A 15,202-nucleotide genomic window follows, 5' to 3' on the forward strand; every position below is an offset into this window, starting at 1 on the left:
CCCGCGCCGCACGGCGAAGGCCCCCGCGCCGCACGGCGAAAACCCCCGCGCCGCACGGCGAAGGCCCCGGAACCGTCTCGGTTCCGGGGCCTTCGCGTCGGGCGGGGGAGGACCTACGCCTTGGTGAGGTCCTCGATCTCCTCCTCGGGCTCGCGGCCCGGGGTGGTGAGGTTGAACTTGACGATGGCGAAGCGGAAGACCACGTAGTAGATCACCGCGAACACCAGGCCGATCGGGATGATCAGCCATGGCTTGGTCGCCAGGTTCCAGTTCAGCAGGTAGTCGATGAAGCCCGCCGAGAAGGTGAAGCCGGCGTGTACACCGAGCGCCCAGGTGATCGCCATCGACAGGGCGGTGAGCACCGCGTGGATCACGTACAGCAGCGGCGCGATGAACATGAACGCGAACTCGATCGGCTCGGTCACACCGGTCACGAACGAGGTCAGCGCGAGCGAGACCATCATGCCCATCACGGCCTTGCGGCGCTCGGGACGGGCGGCGTGCGCGATCGCGATCGCGGCGGCCGGGAGACCGAACATCATGATGGGGAAGAAGCCCGACATGAACAGACCGGCGTCCGGGTCACCGGCGAAGAACCGGTTCAGGTCACCGTGGACGACCTCGCCGGCGGCGTTGGTGAAGTCACCGATCTGGAACCAGGAGACGGTGTTCACGAACTGGTGCATGCCGATGGGGATCAGCGCGCGGTTGATCAGACCGAACAGACCCGCGCCCGCGGCACCGAGACCGGTGATCCACTCGCCCGCGTCGGAGATGACGTTGCCGATCGGCTCCCAGACGAGGCCGAAGAAGACACCCATGAGCGTGCCGACGAACGCCATGATGATCGGGACGAGCCGGCGGCCGTTGAAGAAGCCGAGCCAGTCCACCAGCTGCTTGCGGTGGTACCGCTGCCAGAGCACCGCGGCCAGCAGACCCATGAGGATGCCGCCGAGGACACCGGGGTTGTTGTAGGTCGCGGCTATGTCCGCGCCGTCCTGCACCTTGGCCTCGGTGACCGGGAAGGCCTTCAGGACGTTGCTGTAGACCAGGAAGCCGACGAGCGCGGCGAGGGCGGTCGAGCCGTCGGCCTTCTTGGCGAAGCCGATGGCCACACCGATGCAGAAGAGCATCGGCAGGTTGTCGAAGATCGCGCCACCAGCGGTGGCGAAGACGGCCGCGACCTTGTCCCAGCCCAGACCGTCCGCGCCGAACACGTCCGGCTGGCCGAGACGGAGCAGGATGCCCGCCGCCGGGAGCACGGCGATCGGGAGCTGCAGGCTGCGGCCGATCTTCTGCAGGCCCTGGAACAGGCCGGATCCCCGCTTCTTCGCGGGGGCCGCCGAGTCGGTGGCGGTGCTCATACTTCCTCCATCGGTGGTGGTCTACACCACTACTGGTGTAGACCTGTTGTAGCACGATGAAGGCCACGTAAGGAACCCGCGAAATAGCGACCGCGGCACTACGCACGGTGCCTGCGCGAAACGGCCGGACGACACCCTTCGCGGGCACACCGAAAAGCCCCCGGAACTTAAGGATCCGAGGGCTTCGGCAGCCACCTCCAGCCTAGGAGATCAACGCCTCGCCGCGTCCTCCACCTCCTCCTCCGGCTCCCGCCCCGGAGTCTTCAGATCGAACCGCGTGATCGCGAAGCGGAACACCACGTAATACACGGCCGCGAACACCAGACCGATCGGAATGATCAGCCATGGCTTCGTCGCCAGGTTCCAGTTGATGACGTAGTCGATCAGCCCCGCCGAGAAGCTGAAGCCGTCGTGCACCCCCAGCCCCCACGTCACCGCCATCGACACACCCGTCAGCACCGCGTGCACCGCGTACAACGCCGGCGCGATGAACAGGAACGAGTACTCGATCGGCTCCGTGATGCCCGTCACGAACGACGTCAGCGCCACCGACAGCATCAGACCGCCGATCTCCTTGCGCCGGCTCGGCCGCGCACAGTGCGTGATCGCCAGCGCCGCCGCCGGCAACGCGAACATCATGATCGGGAAGAACCCCGACAGGAACTGCCCCGCGTCCGGATCACCCGCCAGGAACATGTTGATGTCACCGTGCACCACCGTGCCGTCCGGCTTCGTGAACGACCCGAACTGGAACCAGATCGGCACGTTCAGGAACTGGTGCAGCCCGATCACCAGCAACGCCCGGTTCGCCACACCGAACACACCCGCACCCCACGCGCCCAGCCCCGTCATCCAGTCGCTGAAACTCTCCAGCGCGTCACCGATCGGCGGCCACACCCACAGGCACAGCGCCGCGAACACGATCGCCGCGAACGCCGTGATGATCGGCACCAGCCGGCGCCCGTTGAAGAAGCCCAGCCAGTCCACCAGCTTCGTGCGGTGGAACCGCTGCCACAGATACGCCGCCGTCAACCCGATGACGATGCCGCCGAACACCCCCGGATTCTGGAAGTCGAACGCCGTCACCGTCCCGTCCGCCAGCTGACAGCCGATGTTCGGAACCGCCTTTGACCCCTCCGGACAGTCCTTCGGGAACTGCCGCAGCACATTGAAGTAGACGAGAAACCCCACCACCGCCGCCAGCGCCGTCGACCCGTCCGCCTTCTTCGCCATCCCGATGGCCACACCCACACAGAACAGCAGCGGCAGCCCCAGCGAACCGTCCAGCAGCGCCCCGCCCGCACCCGCCATCACCTTCGAGACGTTCGTCCAGCCCAGACCGTCGTCCCCGAACACGTCCGGCTGCCCCAGCCGGTTGAGGATCCCCGCCGCCGGCAGCACCGCGATCGGCAGCTGCAGACTCCGCCCCATCTTCTGCAGCCCCTGGAACAACCGGTTCCAGCGCTCCCGCGCGGGGCTCACCCCGGCGTCCGGACCGGCGGGGGTCTCGGCACTCATCAAGTCCCCTTCACCGGGCGGCCATGACGGGTTTGGCGGCAGTCCTCCCGGTGGTGTAGACCAGTGAGGCAGGACGGTTCCGCTGTCGTGACGCCCATCATCGAGCGCCCACGACATGACCGCTCGCAAAGATGGGCCAACTGTGGGTTACTGCGACAAAGCGGTTCGGATCAGGGAGAACGAACATGGCCACCAAGGCTGAGAAGATCGTTGCCGGGCTCGGCGGCATCGACAACATCGAAGAGGTCGAGGGCTGCATCACCCGCCTCCGCACCGAGGTCGTCGACCCCTCCAAGGTGAACGACGCCGCCCTCAAGGCCGCCGGCGCCCACGGCGTCGTCAAGATGGGCAGCGCCATCCAGGTCGTCATCGGCACCGACGCCGACCCCATCGCCGCCGAGATCGAAGACATGATGTGAGCCACCCCGCCACATGACGCGACCGCGGCCACCCACCGGCCGCCACCGCACCCCGGGCCCCTTCCCCACCACGGAAGGGGCCCACCCCGTCTAGGGCTAGGCTCGACGCCATGTCTCGCATCGACGGCCGCACCCCCGAACAGCTCCGCCCCGTCACCATCGAACGCGGCTGGAGCAAACACGCCGAAGGCTCCGTCCTCGTCTCCTTCGGCGACACCAAGGTCCTCTGCAACGCCTCCTTCACCGAAGGCGTCCCCCGCTGGCGCAAGGGCAGCGGCGAGGGCTGGGTCACCGCCGAATACTCCATGCTCCCCCGCGCCACCAACACCCGCGGCGACCGCGAGTCCGTCCGCGGCCGCATCGGCGGCCGCACCCACGAGATCAGCCGCCTCATCGGCCGCTCCCTGCGCGCCGTCATCGACTACAAGGCCCTCGGCGAGAACACGGTCGTCCTCGACTGCGACGTCCTCCAGGCCGACGGCGGCACCCGCACCGCCGCCATCACCGGCGCCTACGTCGCCCTCGCCGACGCCATCGGCTGGGCCCAGGGCAAGAAACTCGTCAAGCCCGGCCGCAAGCCCTTCACCGGCACCGTCGCCGCCGTCTCCGTCGGCATCGTCGCCGGCGTCCCCCTCCTCGACCTCTGCTACGAGGAAGACGTACGCGCCGAGACCGACATGAACGTCGTCTGCACCGGCGACGGCCGCTTCGTCGAGGTCCAGGGCACCGCCGAGGCCGAACCCTTCGCCCGCGACGAGCTCAACGCCCTCCTCGACCTCGCCGTCACCGGATGCACCGAACTCGCCACCGCCCAGCACGCCGCACTCGGTACCCTCCTCGAAAAGTAAAGGGCACCCCAAGGACCGTGGCCGGCGTGAGCAACCGCGCCGGCCACCGCCGCGTCTGAAGGGATACGGGCGCACGGCTCCACCCCGCGCGCCCCGCCGACGAACCGGGCCCCACCGGCCCGACGAGGGAGGGAACCTTCCATGGCCTCGAGCCGCCGACGCCGCACCGCAGCCGTCGCCGCCACCCTGGCGGCCGTCGCGCTCACCGCCGGACTCACCACCGGCTGCGACGCCGTCGACAAGGCACTGGACTGCGTCCGCACCGCCGACGCCGTCGCCGAGAGCGTCACCGACATGCAACAGGCCGTCGAGAACGCCTCCAACGACGTCACCCAGCTCGAGGAAGCCCTCGACTCCGTCGAGACCAACCTCGGCAAACTCCGCGACGAAACCGACAACGCCGACGTCGGCAAGGCCGTCGAGAACCTCGAACAAGCCGTCACCAACGTCCGCACCTCCATCGACGAAGGCGACCCCACCCCCGACATCAGCCCCGTCACCGACGCGGCGGGCGAACTCACCAAGGTCTGCACCCCGTAACGACGGCCCCCGCCATGGGCCCAGGGATACTGGGCCCATGACCCGCCTGATCCTCGCCACCCGCAACGCCGGAAAGATCACCGAGCTCCGCTCGATCCTCGCCGACGCGGGCCTGCCCCACGAACTCGTCGGCGCCGACGCCTACCCCGACGTCCCCGACGTCAAGGAAACCGGCGTCACCTTCGCCGAGAACGCCCTCCTCAAGGCCCACGCCCTCGCCCAGGCCACCGGCCTGCCCGCCGTCGCCGACGACTCCGGCCTCTGTGTCGACGTCCTCGGCGGCGCCCCCGGCATCTTCTCCGCCCGCTGGTCCGGCCGCCACGGCGACGACCAGGCCAACCTCGACCTCCTCCTCGCCCAGCTCGGCGACATCGCCGAGGAGCACCGCGGCGCGTCCTTCGCCTGCGCCGCCGCCCTCGCCCTCCCCGACGGCACCGAGCGGGTCGTCGAGGGCCGCCTGGGCGGCACCCTCCGCCACGCCCCCGCCGGCACGAACGGCTTCGGCTACGACCCGATCCTCCAGCCGGAAGGCGAGACGCGCACGTGCGCGGAGCTGACCCCGGCCGAGAAGAACGCGATCAGCCACCGGGGGAAGGCGTTCCGGGCACTGGTGCCGGTGGTGCGGGAGTTGTTGGGCTGAGCGATGCTGAGGGGCCACCGATCGGCGGCCCCTCCACGCGTGCGGCCGATGGGAGTCGAACCCACATGGGCAAATGCCCCGAGGCACCTAAAACCTCTGCTTATACCATTCAGCAACGGCCGCCTGCGGGGCCATGCTACCCGGCTGAGCTGACGGTCCACGTCGGTTCCCGCCTCTGAGCCAGGTACGGGTGAGGACGGGGCGGTTCGGGCACAGCAGGCTCAGATCCCGGAAAGCGGAACGGCCTGTACCGGCGCTCCGGTACAGGCCGTTGCAAAGGCTCCGGCGTCAGATGCCCAGGTCCTTGATGATCTTGGCCACGTGGCCCGTCGCGCGGACGTTGTACAGGGCGTGTTCGACCTTGCCCTCCTCGTCGACGACGATCGTGGAGCGGATGACGCCCATGTAGGTCTTGCCGTAGTTCTTCTTCTCGCCGAAGGCGCCGTAGGCGTCGAGGACCTTCTTGTCCGGGTCGGCGAGGAGGGTGACCTTCAGCGACTCCTTCTCGCGGAACTTGGCGAGCTTCTCGGGCGCGTCGGGCGAGATGCCGATGACGTCGTAGCCCGCGCCGGCCAGCAGCTCGAGGTTGTCGGTGAAGTCGCAGGCCTGCTTGGTGCAGCCGGGGGTCAGCGCCGCCGGGTAGAAGTAGACGATGACCTTGCGGCCCTTGTGGTCGGCCAGCGACACCTCGTTGCCGTCGGCGTCGGGCAGGGTGAAGGCGGGGGCCTCGTCCCCGGGCTGGAGGCGTTCGCTCATCGGTCTGGTCTCCTCGTACGTGCACTGCGTGGATCGGGTGCCGGGATCGAGGGTAACCGGGGGTCCTGACAGTGCGGCGCGGCCTGGAGCTGACAGACTGTCCGGCACAGGCAACATGTGGATTGCGGAGGCGACACGGTGGCGGACACGGCGGACACCAGGACCCCGGCGCAGATCGAGGCGGACATCGAGCGTCGCCGTGCGGCGCTGGCGGAGACGCTGGACGAGATCGGGGTGCGGGTGCACCCGAAGACGATCGTGGGGGACGCGAAGGCCAGGGTCGTGTCGAACGTCGACCACACGCTGGGCCGCGCCTATGTGGGCGTGAACCGTGTGGTGAGCGACGTCAAGGCGCAGTTCGTGGACGAGGCGGGCGCGCCGCGGCTGGAGCGGGTGGTTCCGGTGGCGGTGCTGGTGGTGGGGGTCGTGGGTCTGCTGGCCCTGGGGTCCCGCAGGCGGCGGCGCTGACGTGCCGCCGGACGGTCACCCCTCCCGCGTGCGTCCGTCGTCGAGGCAGGTAGGTTTCAGGCTGTGAGCGCCAAGAGAAACGACAGTTCCCCGCACGACAAGCTGCCGATCCGGATGCTGCACGACCGTGTGCTCGTGCGGCAGGAGACCGGTGAGGGTGAGCGGCGGTCGGGTGGCGGCATTCTCATTCCCGCGACGGCGGCGGTGGGCCGTCGGCTGGCCTGGGCCGAGGTGGTCGCGGTGGGGCAGAACGTGCGGACGGTGGAGCCGGGTGACCGGGTGCTGTTCGACCCGGAGGACCGGGCGGAGGTCGAGGTGCGCGGTACGGCGTACGTGCTGATGCGGGAGCGTGATCTGCACGCGGTGGCCGCGGACCGTTTCGAGGGGTCGGAGGACTCGACCGGGCTGTACCTGTAGGTCGGTGGTTCCAGCTGTCCGGAGGGCCGGTGACGGGTGTCACCGGCCCTTCTCGTGTGGTCGGTTACCGTGGAGGGTCCTGTACGGCGCCCCTGTGTGGCGTGGTCGTGCGGGCCCCGACGAGACGCGCCGTACCGGGGTGAAGGCAAAGACGACGCACCCCCGTTTCGCTGTCGTGTCCCGGAGGTGCCTGTCATGGCCTGGGTTCTGTTGGTGGTCGCCGGTCTGCTGGAGGTCGGCTGGTCGATCGGTATGAAGTACACGGATGGCTTCACCCGTCTGGTGCCGAGTGTGCTGACGGGTGCGGGCATCGTGACGAGCATGCTGCTGCTGTCGTACGCGGCACGGACGCTGCCGATCGGTACGGCGTACGGCGTGTGGGTGGGGATCGGCGCGGCCGGGGCGGCGGTGCTGGGCATGGTGGTGCTGGGGGAGCCGGTGACCGCCGCCCGGATCTTCTTCATCTGTCTGCTGCTGGTCGCCGTGGTGGGGCTGAAGGCGACCTCCGGCCACTAGCGGCCACCAGCGCCCCCTGGCGGCCGCTAGTTCCAGCGGCGTCCGTCGAGGGCGCCGCTGAGTCCGCCGGGTCCGGGGAGTTCGTCGCGGTTGCCGCCGTCGTCGGTGCCGCCCGCGGTGTCGCCGTCTCCGGTGCCGGTGCCGCCGTCGGTGGAGTCGCCGCTCCCGCCTCCGGTGGGGGAGCCGGTGGTGGTGCCGCCGGTGCTGTCCTGTTCGCCGGTGTCGCCGTTCCCGCCGCCGGTGCGGCTGCCGCTGTCGTCCGGGGTGGGGGTGTCGGTGTCCTCGTCGTCGGGCGCGTCGGTCGCGGTGCCGGAGGGGTCGCCGGAGGAGGAGGCGCCGGTGCTGGAGTCGGGGGCCGGCGGCTGGCTCTCGTCGGCGCCGGGCTGGAGGCGCAGGTCGAAGGAGCGTACGGCGGCGCCCTTGAGGGCGTCGCGGGTGTACTGGCCCCAGATCTCGGCGGGGGCGCCGCCGCCGTTGACGCGGGGCAGGCCCATGGCGCCGTAGAGGGATTTGTGGCCGGCGGTGACGGGGTCCTGGCCCATGACGGCGACGACGGTGGCGAGGTCGGGGGTGTAGCCGGCGAACCAGGCGGCGGTGTCCTCCTCGGCGGTACCGGTCTTGCCGGCGGCGGGGTGTCCCGAGGTCTGGGCGGCGGTGGCGGTGCCGTTCTCGACGACGCCCTTGAGGACGGCGGTGGTGGTGTCGGCGGCCTCGCGGCTGACGGCCTGGCGGGTGCGCCGGTCGGGCAGGGTGACGTCCTGGCCGTTCTGGGTGACCTTCTCGACGAGGGTGTACGGGGTGTGCTTGCCGTGGTTGGCGAGGGTGGCGTAGGCCTGGGCCATGTCGAGGACGCTGGCGGTGGCGACGCCGAGGGCGATGGAGGGGCCGGCGTCGTCGAGGCTGGGGGTGTCCTTGGACAGGCCGAGGTCGATGGCGGTGCGGCGGACCTTGTCGGGGCCGACGTCGACGGCCATCTGCGCGTAGACGGCGTTGACGGACTTGTCGGTGGCCTCGCGGACGGTGATGTCGCCGTAGTCCTCGTGGTCCTCGTTCTCGGGTGCGTACCGTTCGCCGGGCCAGCCCTGGACGGGGCGTTCGCTGGTGCCGTCGTAGCGGGTGGTGGGGGTGATGCGGCGGCCGTCCTGGGTGCGGGAGCCGTTCTCGACGGCGGCGGTGAAGACGAACGGCTTGAAGGAGGAGCCGACCTGGAAGTCCCGGCGGGTGGCGTTGGGGGTGTACTGCTTGACGTAGTCGATGCCGTTGTACATCGCGACGACCTTGCCGGTTTTGGGGTCGACGGAGGCGCCTCCGGCGCGTACGTAGGTGTCGACCTTGCGGCTGTCCTGGTCGAGGCGGTCCATCAGGTTGTCGTTGACGGCGTCGACGAAGGCGTCCTGCTTCTTCTTCTGCAGGGTGGTGGTGATGCGGTAGCCGCCGGCGTCGAGGGAGGTCTCGTCGACGATGTTCTGGTCGACGAGGTGCTGCTTGACGATGTTGACGATGTAGCCGCGCTGGCCGGACATGCCGGTGGAGTGGGTGGTCCGCTTGGGGACGGGGAAGGTGAGGCGGGCGCGTTCGCCGGGGTCGAGCCAGCCTTCGTCGACCATGCCGTCGAGGACGTAGTTCCAGCGGTCCTCGACGAGGGCGCGGTTCTCGGGGTGGGCGACGACGTCGTACTGGCTGGGGGCGTTGACGAGGGCGGCGAGGTAGGCGGCGCGGCCGGCGTCGAGTTCGTCGGCGTCCATGTCGTAGTAGGCGTGGGCGGCGGCCTGGATGCCGTAGGCGCCGCGGCCGAAGAAGCTGGTGTTGAGGTAGCCCTCGAGGATCTCGTCCTTGGTCTGGTTCCGGTCCAGCTTGATGGCGATGAAGAACTCCTTCACCTTGCGGGTGACGGTCTGCTCCTGGCGCAGGTAGTAGTTCTTGACGTACTGCTGGGTGATGGTGGAGCCGGACTGTTTGCCCTTGCCGGTGACGGTGTTCCAGGCGCCGCGGATCATGGCCTGGGGGTCGACGGCGGACTCGGTGTAGAAGTCGCGGTCCTCGGCGGCGAGGACGGCGTGCTGGGCGTCCTTGGAGATCTGGGCGAGTGTGACGTTCTCGCGGTTGACCTCGCCGTCGCGGGCGATGACGGAGCCGTCGGCGTAGAGGTAGACGTTGGCCTGCTGGGTGGCGGCGGCGTTGGCGGCGGGGATCTGGACGAGGGCGTAGCCGAGGAGGAAGCCGCCGACGAGGAGCAGGGCGGTGACGAGGAACGCGCCGAGGACCATGCGCCAGGTGGGGACGGCGCGGCGCCAGCCGGTGCGGCGGGCCTTGCGGGCGGCGCGCCGTTCCTGGCGGGCCGCTTTCCGCGCGGCGCGGGGGTCGTCGGGACGAGTACGACCGGTTTCATCCGTTCGTGTGACGCCGGGTGCGTCGGGTCCCTCGGCCGCGGTGGGTTCGCCGGGGCCGGAGGGCGCCGTGCCGTCGTCCTCGCCGCCGGTGCCGGGGCGGGGGGTGCCGGGCGTCCGGGGTTCGTGCGATGCCCAGCCCGGCCGGGGCTTCTTCGGCTGCGGCTCGTCGCTCATGTCGTGCACGGACTCCTGTTTCGCCTTGTTCGTTCCCGTACGCCTCTTGTGTACGCGTACGCCTCATGCGTGCCTCCTATTGAAGACTGTCGCATCCGGCGCCGCGTTCGCAGACGGCGACGCGCGTCACGCACCCGTGCGGCTTCCCGGCTACGGCCGCGCCGAACGTTCCCCCGACCGGCGGACGGGACGGAAAACCCGTGGCGGCGGATTCGGCGCGCGCACTAGGCTCCTGCGCTTCGGTGCGGACGCGGGAGGGGGACGAGGGCGTGGGCTCGGCGCGGTTGTACCTGGCCGTGGCGGTCCGGGGGTTCCGGCGGTACGCGTCGTACCGGGCGGCCACCGTGGCGGGGGTGTTCACCAACACGGTGTTCGGGCTGATCCTCGTGTACACGTATCTGGCGCTCTGGGACGAGCGTCCGGATCTCGGGGGGTACGACCAGGCGCAGGCGGTGACGTACGTGTGGCTGGGGCAGTGCCTGTTCGCGGCGCTGGCGCTGCAGGGCGGGGGTGTGGAGCAGGAGTTGATGGAGCGGATCCGCACGGGTGACATCGCGGTGGACCTGTACCGGCCGGCGGATCTGCAGCTGTGGTGGCTGGCGAGCGATCTGGGCCGGGGGATGTTCCAGCTGCTGGGGCGGGGTGTGGTGCCGTTCCTGGTGGGCGGGCTGCTGTTTCCCACGGCGCTGCCCACGCGGTTCGACGTGTGGGCGTCCTTCGCGGTGGCGCTGGCGCTGGCGGCGGTGGTGAGTTTCGCGATCCGTTACCTGGTGGCGCTGAGCGTGTTCTGGCTGCTGGACGGTACGGGCGTCAACCAGGCGATGATGATCCTCGGGGTGTTCTTCTCGGGCATGGTGCTGCCGCTGAACGTCTTTCCCGGAGGGTTCGGGGAGGTCGCGCGGGCGTTGCCGTGGGCGGCGCAGCTGCAGGTGCCGGCGGACGTGCTGATGGGGGAGACGGGCGCGGCGGGGGCGTTCGTGTTCCAGGCCGTGTGGGCGGTGGTGCTGCTGGCGGCGGGCCGGGTGGTGCAGTCGGCGGCCACGCGCCGGGTGGTGGTGCAGGGTGGCTGAGCGCGGTGCGGTGCTGGAGGGCCTGCGGGCCTACCGGATGATCGCCGGCATGTGGGTGCGGTCCGGCATGACCTACCGGACCTCCTTCGTCTTCACGCTGTTCGGGAACCTGGTGATGACGGGCCTGGACTTCGTGGGGATCCTGCTGATGTTCTCGCACGTCGACTCGCTGGCCGGCTGGTCGCTGCCCGAGGTGGCGTTCCTGTACGGGGCGTCGGTGACGTCGTTCGGGATCGCGCATCTGGCGGCCGGGTCGATGGCGCAGCTGGGTTCCCGGATCCGGGACGGTTCCTTCGACGTGCTGCTGGTGCGTCCCGTTCCGGTGCTGGCGCAGATCGGCGGGGACCGTTTCTCGCTGCGCCGGCTGGGCCGGCTCGTGCAGGGCGGGGCGGTGCTGGGCTGGGCGCTGGTGGCGGCGGACATCGACTGGACGGTGGCGCGGGTACTGCTGGTGCCGCTGATGGTGCTCTCCGGTGCGGCGATCTTCGTCGCGGTGTTCGTGGCGGGCGCGGTCTTCCAGATCTACGCGCAGGACGCCGCCGAGGTGCAGAACGCGTTCACGTACGGCGGGACGACGATGCTGCAGTACCCGCCGAGCGTGTTCGGGAAGGACCTGGTGCGGGGGGTGACGTTCGTGCTGCCGCTGGCCTTCGTCAACTGGGTGCCGGCCGCCCAGGTGCTGGGGCGTCCGTACCCGGTGGTGCTGCCGGGCTGGGTGGCCTTCGCGTCGCCGCTGGTGGCGGCGGGGTGCTGTGCGCTGGCCGGGCTGGCGTGGCGGACCGGTCTCAGGTCGTACATGAGCGTGGGGAGTTGAGCGGGCGGATGCACACGACAGCCGGACCGGACACCGGTACCGAGGGGTTCATCGCGCTGGAGGGGGTCGAGAAGGTCTTCGACGTGCGCAGGCGCAAGGGGCTGCTGCGGCGGGAGCGGCACCAGGTGCGGGCCGTGGACTCGATCTCGTTCACCGTGGCGCGCGGGGAGATGGTCGGCTACATCGGCCCGAACGGCGCGGGGAAGTCCACGACGATCAAGATGCTGACGGGCATCCTCACGCCGAGCGCGGGCCGGCTGCGGGTCGCGGGAATCGACCCGTCCCGGGAGCGGACCCGGCTGGCCCACCGCATAGGGGTGGTGTTCGGGCAGCGCACCACGCTGTGGTGGGACCTCCCGCTGATCGACTCGTACAAGCTGATGCACCGCATGTACCGCATCCCCGACGCCCGCTACCGGGAGAACCTCGCCCGGCTGGTCGAACTGCTCGACCTGGGCGATCTGTTGGAGGTGCCGGTGCGGCAGCTGTCGCTGGGGCAGCGGATGCGCGGGGACATCGCGGCGGCGCTGCTGCACGACCCGGAGGTGCTGTACCTGGACGAGCCGACGATCGGTCTGGACGTCGTCTCCAAGACCCGGGTGCGGGACTTCCTGCGGCAGGTGAACGCCGAGCGCGCCACGACGGTGCTGCTGACGACGCACGACCTGCAGGACATCGAGCAGGTGTGTTCCCGGGTGATGGTGATCGACCACGGACGGATGGTGTACGACGGGCCGCTCGCCGGGCTGCACGAGGTGGGGGAGAGCGAGCGGACGCTGGTGGTGGACCTGGAGCGCGAGTGCCCGCCGGTCGAGGTGCCCGCGCCGGCGCGTGTGGTGCGGGTGGAGGGGCCGCGGCAGTGGGTGGCGTTCCCGGCGTCGGAGTCGGCGGCCGGGCTGGTGGCGCGGGTCGCCGAACGCTACCCGCTGGTCGACCTGTCGGTGCGGGAGCCGGACATCGAGGCCGTCATCGCGAAGATGTACGCGGAGCGGGCCGGGCGTACCCCGACGCAGTCGTCGTAGCCGTGTGACGGGGACAACTCGTAGGCTGCTGCCATGACCGACGACGTACCCGCCCCGGACCTCCGTGCCGCCGACGCCGACCGCGAACGGGTCGCCGAGATCCTCCGGGACGCCCTCGCCGAGGGCCGTCTGGACATGGAGGAGTTCGAGGAGCGGCTCGACGCGACGTACAAGGCGCGCACGTACGGGGAACTGACGCCGATCACCCGTGACCTCCCCGGTGCGGGCTCGGCCCCGGTGCCCGCCGTCTCCCTGACGAAGGACCCGGCGGACGGCGGTGGTTGGGCGGACCGCATCGTCGGCGGGGACGACCCGGGGACGTCGAGCTGGGCGGTGGCCGTGATGAGCGGCTTCCAGCGCAAGGGGCGGTGGACGGCGCCGCGGCGCTTCAACTGCTTCGCCTTCTGGGGCGGCGGCGAGATCGACCTGCGCGAGGCGAACTTCGCGGACCGGGAGATCGTCATCAACGCCGTCGCGATCATGGGCGGGGTGGAGGTGATCGTGCCGCCCGGCGTGGAGGTCGTGGTGCGCGGCGTCGGCATCATGGGCGGCTTCGACCACCGTGAGGAGGGTGTGCCGGCCGAGCCGGGCGCCCCGCGCGTCGTCGTCACGGGCCTGGCCTTCTGGGGCGGTGTGGGCGTCGAGCGCAAGCTGCCCCGCGCGGAGCGGCAGCGGCTGCGCGAGGAGCGTCGCCGGGAGAAGCTCGAACGCAAGGAGGAGCGGCGCCGGCAGCACCTGGACCGTGCGGAGCGGCAGCGTCAGGAGCACCTGGAGCGCTCGGACCGGCACCGCCGTGAGGTGGAGGCGCCCCGCCCGCTGCACGACCCGCTGGACCTGCACTCCCCGCACCGCCGGCCCGAACCCCGGCCGGAGGACGACTGACGGCCGCCACCGCTGCGGCGGTGGCCCGGTGACGCGTCAGAGGCGGGCCGGGGCGCCGCCCTTCAGCGCGTCCAGGTCGAACGCCTCCGCCATGCGCGCGTACCCCTCGTCGCTGGGGTGCAGGCCGTCGCCGGAGTCGTAGCCCGCGCGGAACCGCCGCGGGTCGTACCCGTCCCGCAGCGCCTCGTCGAAGTCGACGACCGCGTCGAACACGCCCCCGTCGCGGATCGCCGCGTTGACCCGCTGCCGTACGTCCTCGCGCGCGTCGGTGTACGCGCGGTGGCCGCCGAACGGCATCAGCGTCGCCCCGACGGCCTTGATCCCCTGGGCGTGCGCCCGCTCCACCAGGGCCGTCAGACCGCCCACGATCCGCTCGGGGTCGGCGGTGCCGGGCGCGCGCAGGATGTCGTTGATGCCGAGCACGACGACCACCACCTCGACGTGCGCGCGTCCCAGCACGTCCCGGTCGAAGCGGCGCAGCGCGCCGGGGTTCTCGGGCGGCGTCCCGGACCGGTCGGCGAGGATCTCGTTCCCGCTGATCCCGGCGTTGACGACGCTGTACCGGGGGAGGTCCCGGCCGTCGGCGAGGGCCGCGCGCAGCCGGCCGGACAGCACGTCGGGCCAGCGGGCGTCGGCGCCGACGGTGGAGGTGATGCCGTCGGTGAGGGAGTCGCCGAGGACGACGACCGTGCCCTCGGAGTCGTCGCTGAGGACGTCCAGCGCGGTCACGTACCGCCAGACCGTGCTCCGCCCCGAGTAGGCGGCCCCGGTGGTGTCGTGGGTGTGCTCGCCCTCGGCGACCCAGGAGATCTGCCGGGCGTGCTTGTGGAAGGTGACCGGCCCCGACGGGATCGGCGAGTAGGTGCTGATGAGGACGTGTCCGTCGCGCGGGACGCGGACACGTACGACGTCGCTGACCACCTGTCCGCCCGCCGGGACGACGACCGACGGGTTCCCGGCGAAGGTCAGCGGGCGCATGGTCTCCGCCAGCGCCGCCGCGGTGTCCCGGCCGGCCGCGACGGCGACGGAGGCGCGCGTGAGGGTCAGTGGGGAGCGGCCGTAGAGGTTGGACAGGGTGACCCGGGCGCGGGTGCCGCCGGCGGTGGTGTGCACGACGTTGCGCACGGAGCGGCCGGCGAGCCCGGTGGTCTCCGTGCCGGGTTCGGCGCCGCCGGGGGAGGCCGTCCAGGCGGTGACCCAGGTGCCGGCGGAGGCCGGGGCGACGGGCAGGCCGAGGACGCCGGTGCCGGCGAGGGTGTCGCGTCCGCGGGAGCGGTCGGCCGAGACGCCGACGAAGATGACGGACGACACGGCGAGGACGGCCACGAGCATCGCGGCGAGCAGGGCCCCGTGCCGGTCGGGCC

General features: G+C 70.9%; 16 protein-coding genes, 1 tRNA gene and 1 riboswitch. Of the genes, 11 read left to right on the forward strand and 6 right to left on the reverse strand.

All coding sequences use genetic code 11. From position 1 onward, the window contains the following. Nucleotides 1-113: 113 nt before the first annotated feature. On the reverse strand, nucleotides 114-1,364 hold the full coding sequence (locus tag ACIF8S_RS03945) for a PTS transporter subunit EIIC (protein ID WP_349792483.1): 1,251 nt from the start codon (nucleotides 1,362-1,364) through the stop codon (nucleotides 114-116). Between the two features lie 210 nt (nucleotides 1,365-1,574). Then, nucleotides 1,575-2,882 carry a PTS transporter subunit EIIC gene (locus ACIF8S_RS03950; RefSeq protein ID WP_399997788.1) on the reverse strand — a complete coding sequence of 436 codons (1,308 nt, stop codon included), beginning with the start codon at nucleotides 2,880-2,882 and terminating at the stop codon, nucleotides 1,575-1,577. A 185-nt stretch (nucleotides 2,883-3,067) separates the two neighbouring features. Here ACIF8S_RS03950 and ACIF8S_RS03955 point away from each other — a divergent pair, with 185 nt between their 5' ends. From ACIF8S_RS03955 to rdgB, 4 genes are all read left to right on the forward strand, one after another. Beyond that, nucleotides 3,068-3,301, forward strand: coding sequence for a glucose PTS transporter subunit EIIB (locus ACIF8S_RS03955; RefSeq protein WP_399997151.1), 234 nt, complete (start codon nucleotides 3,068-3,070; stop codon nucleotides 3,299-3,301). A gap of 110 nt (nucleotides 3,302-3,411) precedes the next feature. Then, the gene (gene rph, locus ACIF8S_RS03960) at nucleotides 3,412-4,149 is read left to right on the forward strand and encodes a ribonuclease PH (RefSeq protein ID WP_399997152.1); all 738 of its coding nucleotides are present in this window, start codon (nucleotides 3,412-3,414) and stop codon (nucleotides 4,147-4,149) included. A 141-nt stretch (nucleotides 4,150-4,290) separates the two neighbouring features. Next, nucleotides 4,291-4,689, forward strand: a complete 399-nt coding sequence (locus ACIF8S_RS03965; protein ID WP_399997153.1) for a hypothetical protein — start codon at nucleotides 4,291-4,293, stop codon at nucleotides 4,687-4,689. A gap of 37 nt (nucleotides 4,690-4,726) precedes the next feature. Beyond that, the gene (gene rdgB / locus ACIF8S_RS03970) at nucleotides 4,727-5,329 is read left to right on the forward strand and encodes an RdgB/HAM1 family non-canonical purine NTP pyrophosphatase (protein WP_399997154.1); all 603 of its coding nucleotides are present in this window, start codon (nucleotides 4,727-4,729) and stop codon (nucleotides 5,327-5,329) included. A gap of 40 nt (nucleotides 5,330-5,369) precedes the next feature. On the opposite strand, the gene ACIF8S_RS03975 is transcribed toward rdgB, so the two are convergent. Together ACIF8S_RS03975 and bcp are read right to left on the reverse strand one after the other, a co-directional pair. Then, nucleotides 5,370-5,452: transfer RNA gene (locus ACIF8S_RS03975), tRNA-Leu, on the reverse strand. 165 nt (nucleotides 5,453-5,617) lie between these two features. Continuing rightward, entirely contained in the window at nucleotides 5,618-6,085 is a 468-nt protein-coding gene (bcp, locus tag ACIF8S_RS03980; RefSeq protein WP_231156913.1) for a thioredoxin-dependent thiol peroxidase, read from the reverse strand. 138 nt (nucleotides 6,086-6,223) lie between these two features. On the opposite strand from bcp, the gene ACIF8S_RS03985 reads away from it, so the two are divergent. From ACIF8S_RS03985 to ACIF8S_RS03995, 3 genes are all read left to right on the forward strand, one after another. Further along, the gene (locus ACIF8S_RS03985) at nucleotides 6,224-6,553 is read left to right on the forward strand and encodes a DUF3618 domain-containing protein (protein ID WP_215210046.1); all 330 of its coding nucleotides are present in this window, start codon (nucleotides 6,224-6,226) and stop codon (nucleotides 6,551-6,553) included. A gap of 114 nt (nucleotides 6,554-6,667) precedes the next feature. After that, nucleotides 6,668-6,970 (forward strand): co-chaperone GroES, encoded by a 303-nt coding sequence (locus ACIF8S_RS03990; protein WP_156698885.1) that lies wholly within the window; start codon nucleotides 6,668-6,670, stop codon nucleotides 6,968-6,970. Nucleotides 6,971-7,064: 94 nt separating this feature from the next. After that, nucleotides 7,065-7,131: riboswitch (guanidine-III (ykkC-III) riboswitch) on the forward strand. 34 nt (nucleotides 7,132-7,165) lie between these two features. Next, nucleotides 7,166-7,486 carry a DMT family transporter gene (locus ACIF8S_RS03995; RefSeq protein ID WP_399997155.1) on the forward strand — a complete coding sequence of 107 codons (321 nt, stop codon included), beginning with the start codon at nucleotides 7,166-7,168 and terminating at the stop codon, nucleotides 7,484-7,486. A 26-nt stretch (nucleotides 7,487-7,512) separates the two neighbouring features. Here the strand turns inward: ACIF8S_RS03995 and ACIF8S_RS04000 are convergent, their stop codons facing one another. After that, entirely contained in the window at nucleotides 7,513-10,050 is a 2,538-nt protein-coding gene (locus ACIF8S_RS04000; RefSeq protein WP_399997157.1) for a transglycosylase domain-containing protein, read from the reverse strand. A 284-nt stretch (nucleotides 10,051-10,334) separates the two neighbouring features. Here ACIF8S_RS04000 and ACIF8S_RS04005 point away from each other — a divergent pair, with 284 nt between their 5' ends. From ACIF8S_RS04005 to ACIF8S_RS04020, 4 genes are read left to right on the forward strand one after another with little or no spacing between them, the layout of a single operon-like run. Further along, on the forward strand, nucleotides 10,335-11,120 hold the full coding sequence (locus ACIF8S_RS04005) for an ABC transporter permease (protein WP_399997790.1): 786 nt from the start codon (nucleotides 10,335-10,337) through the stop codon (nucleotides 11,118-11,120). Continuing rightward, nucleotides 11,113-11,934 carry an ABC transporter permease gene (locus ACIF8S_RS04010; RefSeq protein WP_399997158.1) on the forward strand — a complete coding sequence of 274 codons (822 nt, stop codon included), beginning with the start codon at nucleotides 11,113-11,115 and terminating at the stop codon, nucleotides 11,932-11,934. The genes ACIF8S_RS04005 and ACIF8S_RS04010 overlap by 8 nt, the downstream gene beginning before the upstream one ends. Before the next feature lie 8 nt (nucleotides 11,935-11,942). Further along, nucleotides 11,943-12,956, forward strand: coding sequence for an ATP-binding cassette domain-containing protein (locus ACIF8S_RS04015; RefSeq protein ID WP_399997160.1), 1,014 nt, complete (start codon nucleotides 11,943-11,945; stop codon nucleotides 12,954-12,956). A gap of 33 nt (nucleotides 12,957-12,989) precedes the next feature. Then, nucleotides 12,990-13,838: a DUF1707 domain-containing protein gene (locus ACIF8S_RS04020; protein ID WP_399997161.1), complete on the forward strand. Its 849-nt coding sequence runs from the start codon at nucleotides 12,990-12,992 to the stop codon at nucleotides 13,836-13,838. Between the two features lie 36 nt (nucleotides 13,839-13,874). On the opposite strand, the gene ACIF8S_RS04025 is transcribed toward ACIF8S_RS04020, so the two are convergent. Continuing rightward, a partial coding sequence (locus ACIF8S_RS04025) for an SGNH/GDSL hydrolase family protein (protein ID WP_399997163.1) occupies nucleotides 13,875-15,202 on the reverse strand: 1,328 nt, incomplete at its 5' end.

This window comes from Streptomyces sp. NPDC085937 (assembly GCF_044540535.1).
In the GTDB taxonomy this organism is placed as follows: domain Bacteria; phylum Actinomycetota; class Actinomycetes; order Streptomycetales; family Streptomycetaceae; genus Streptomyces.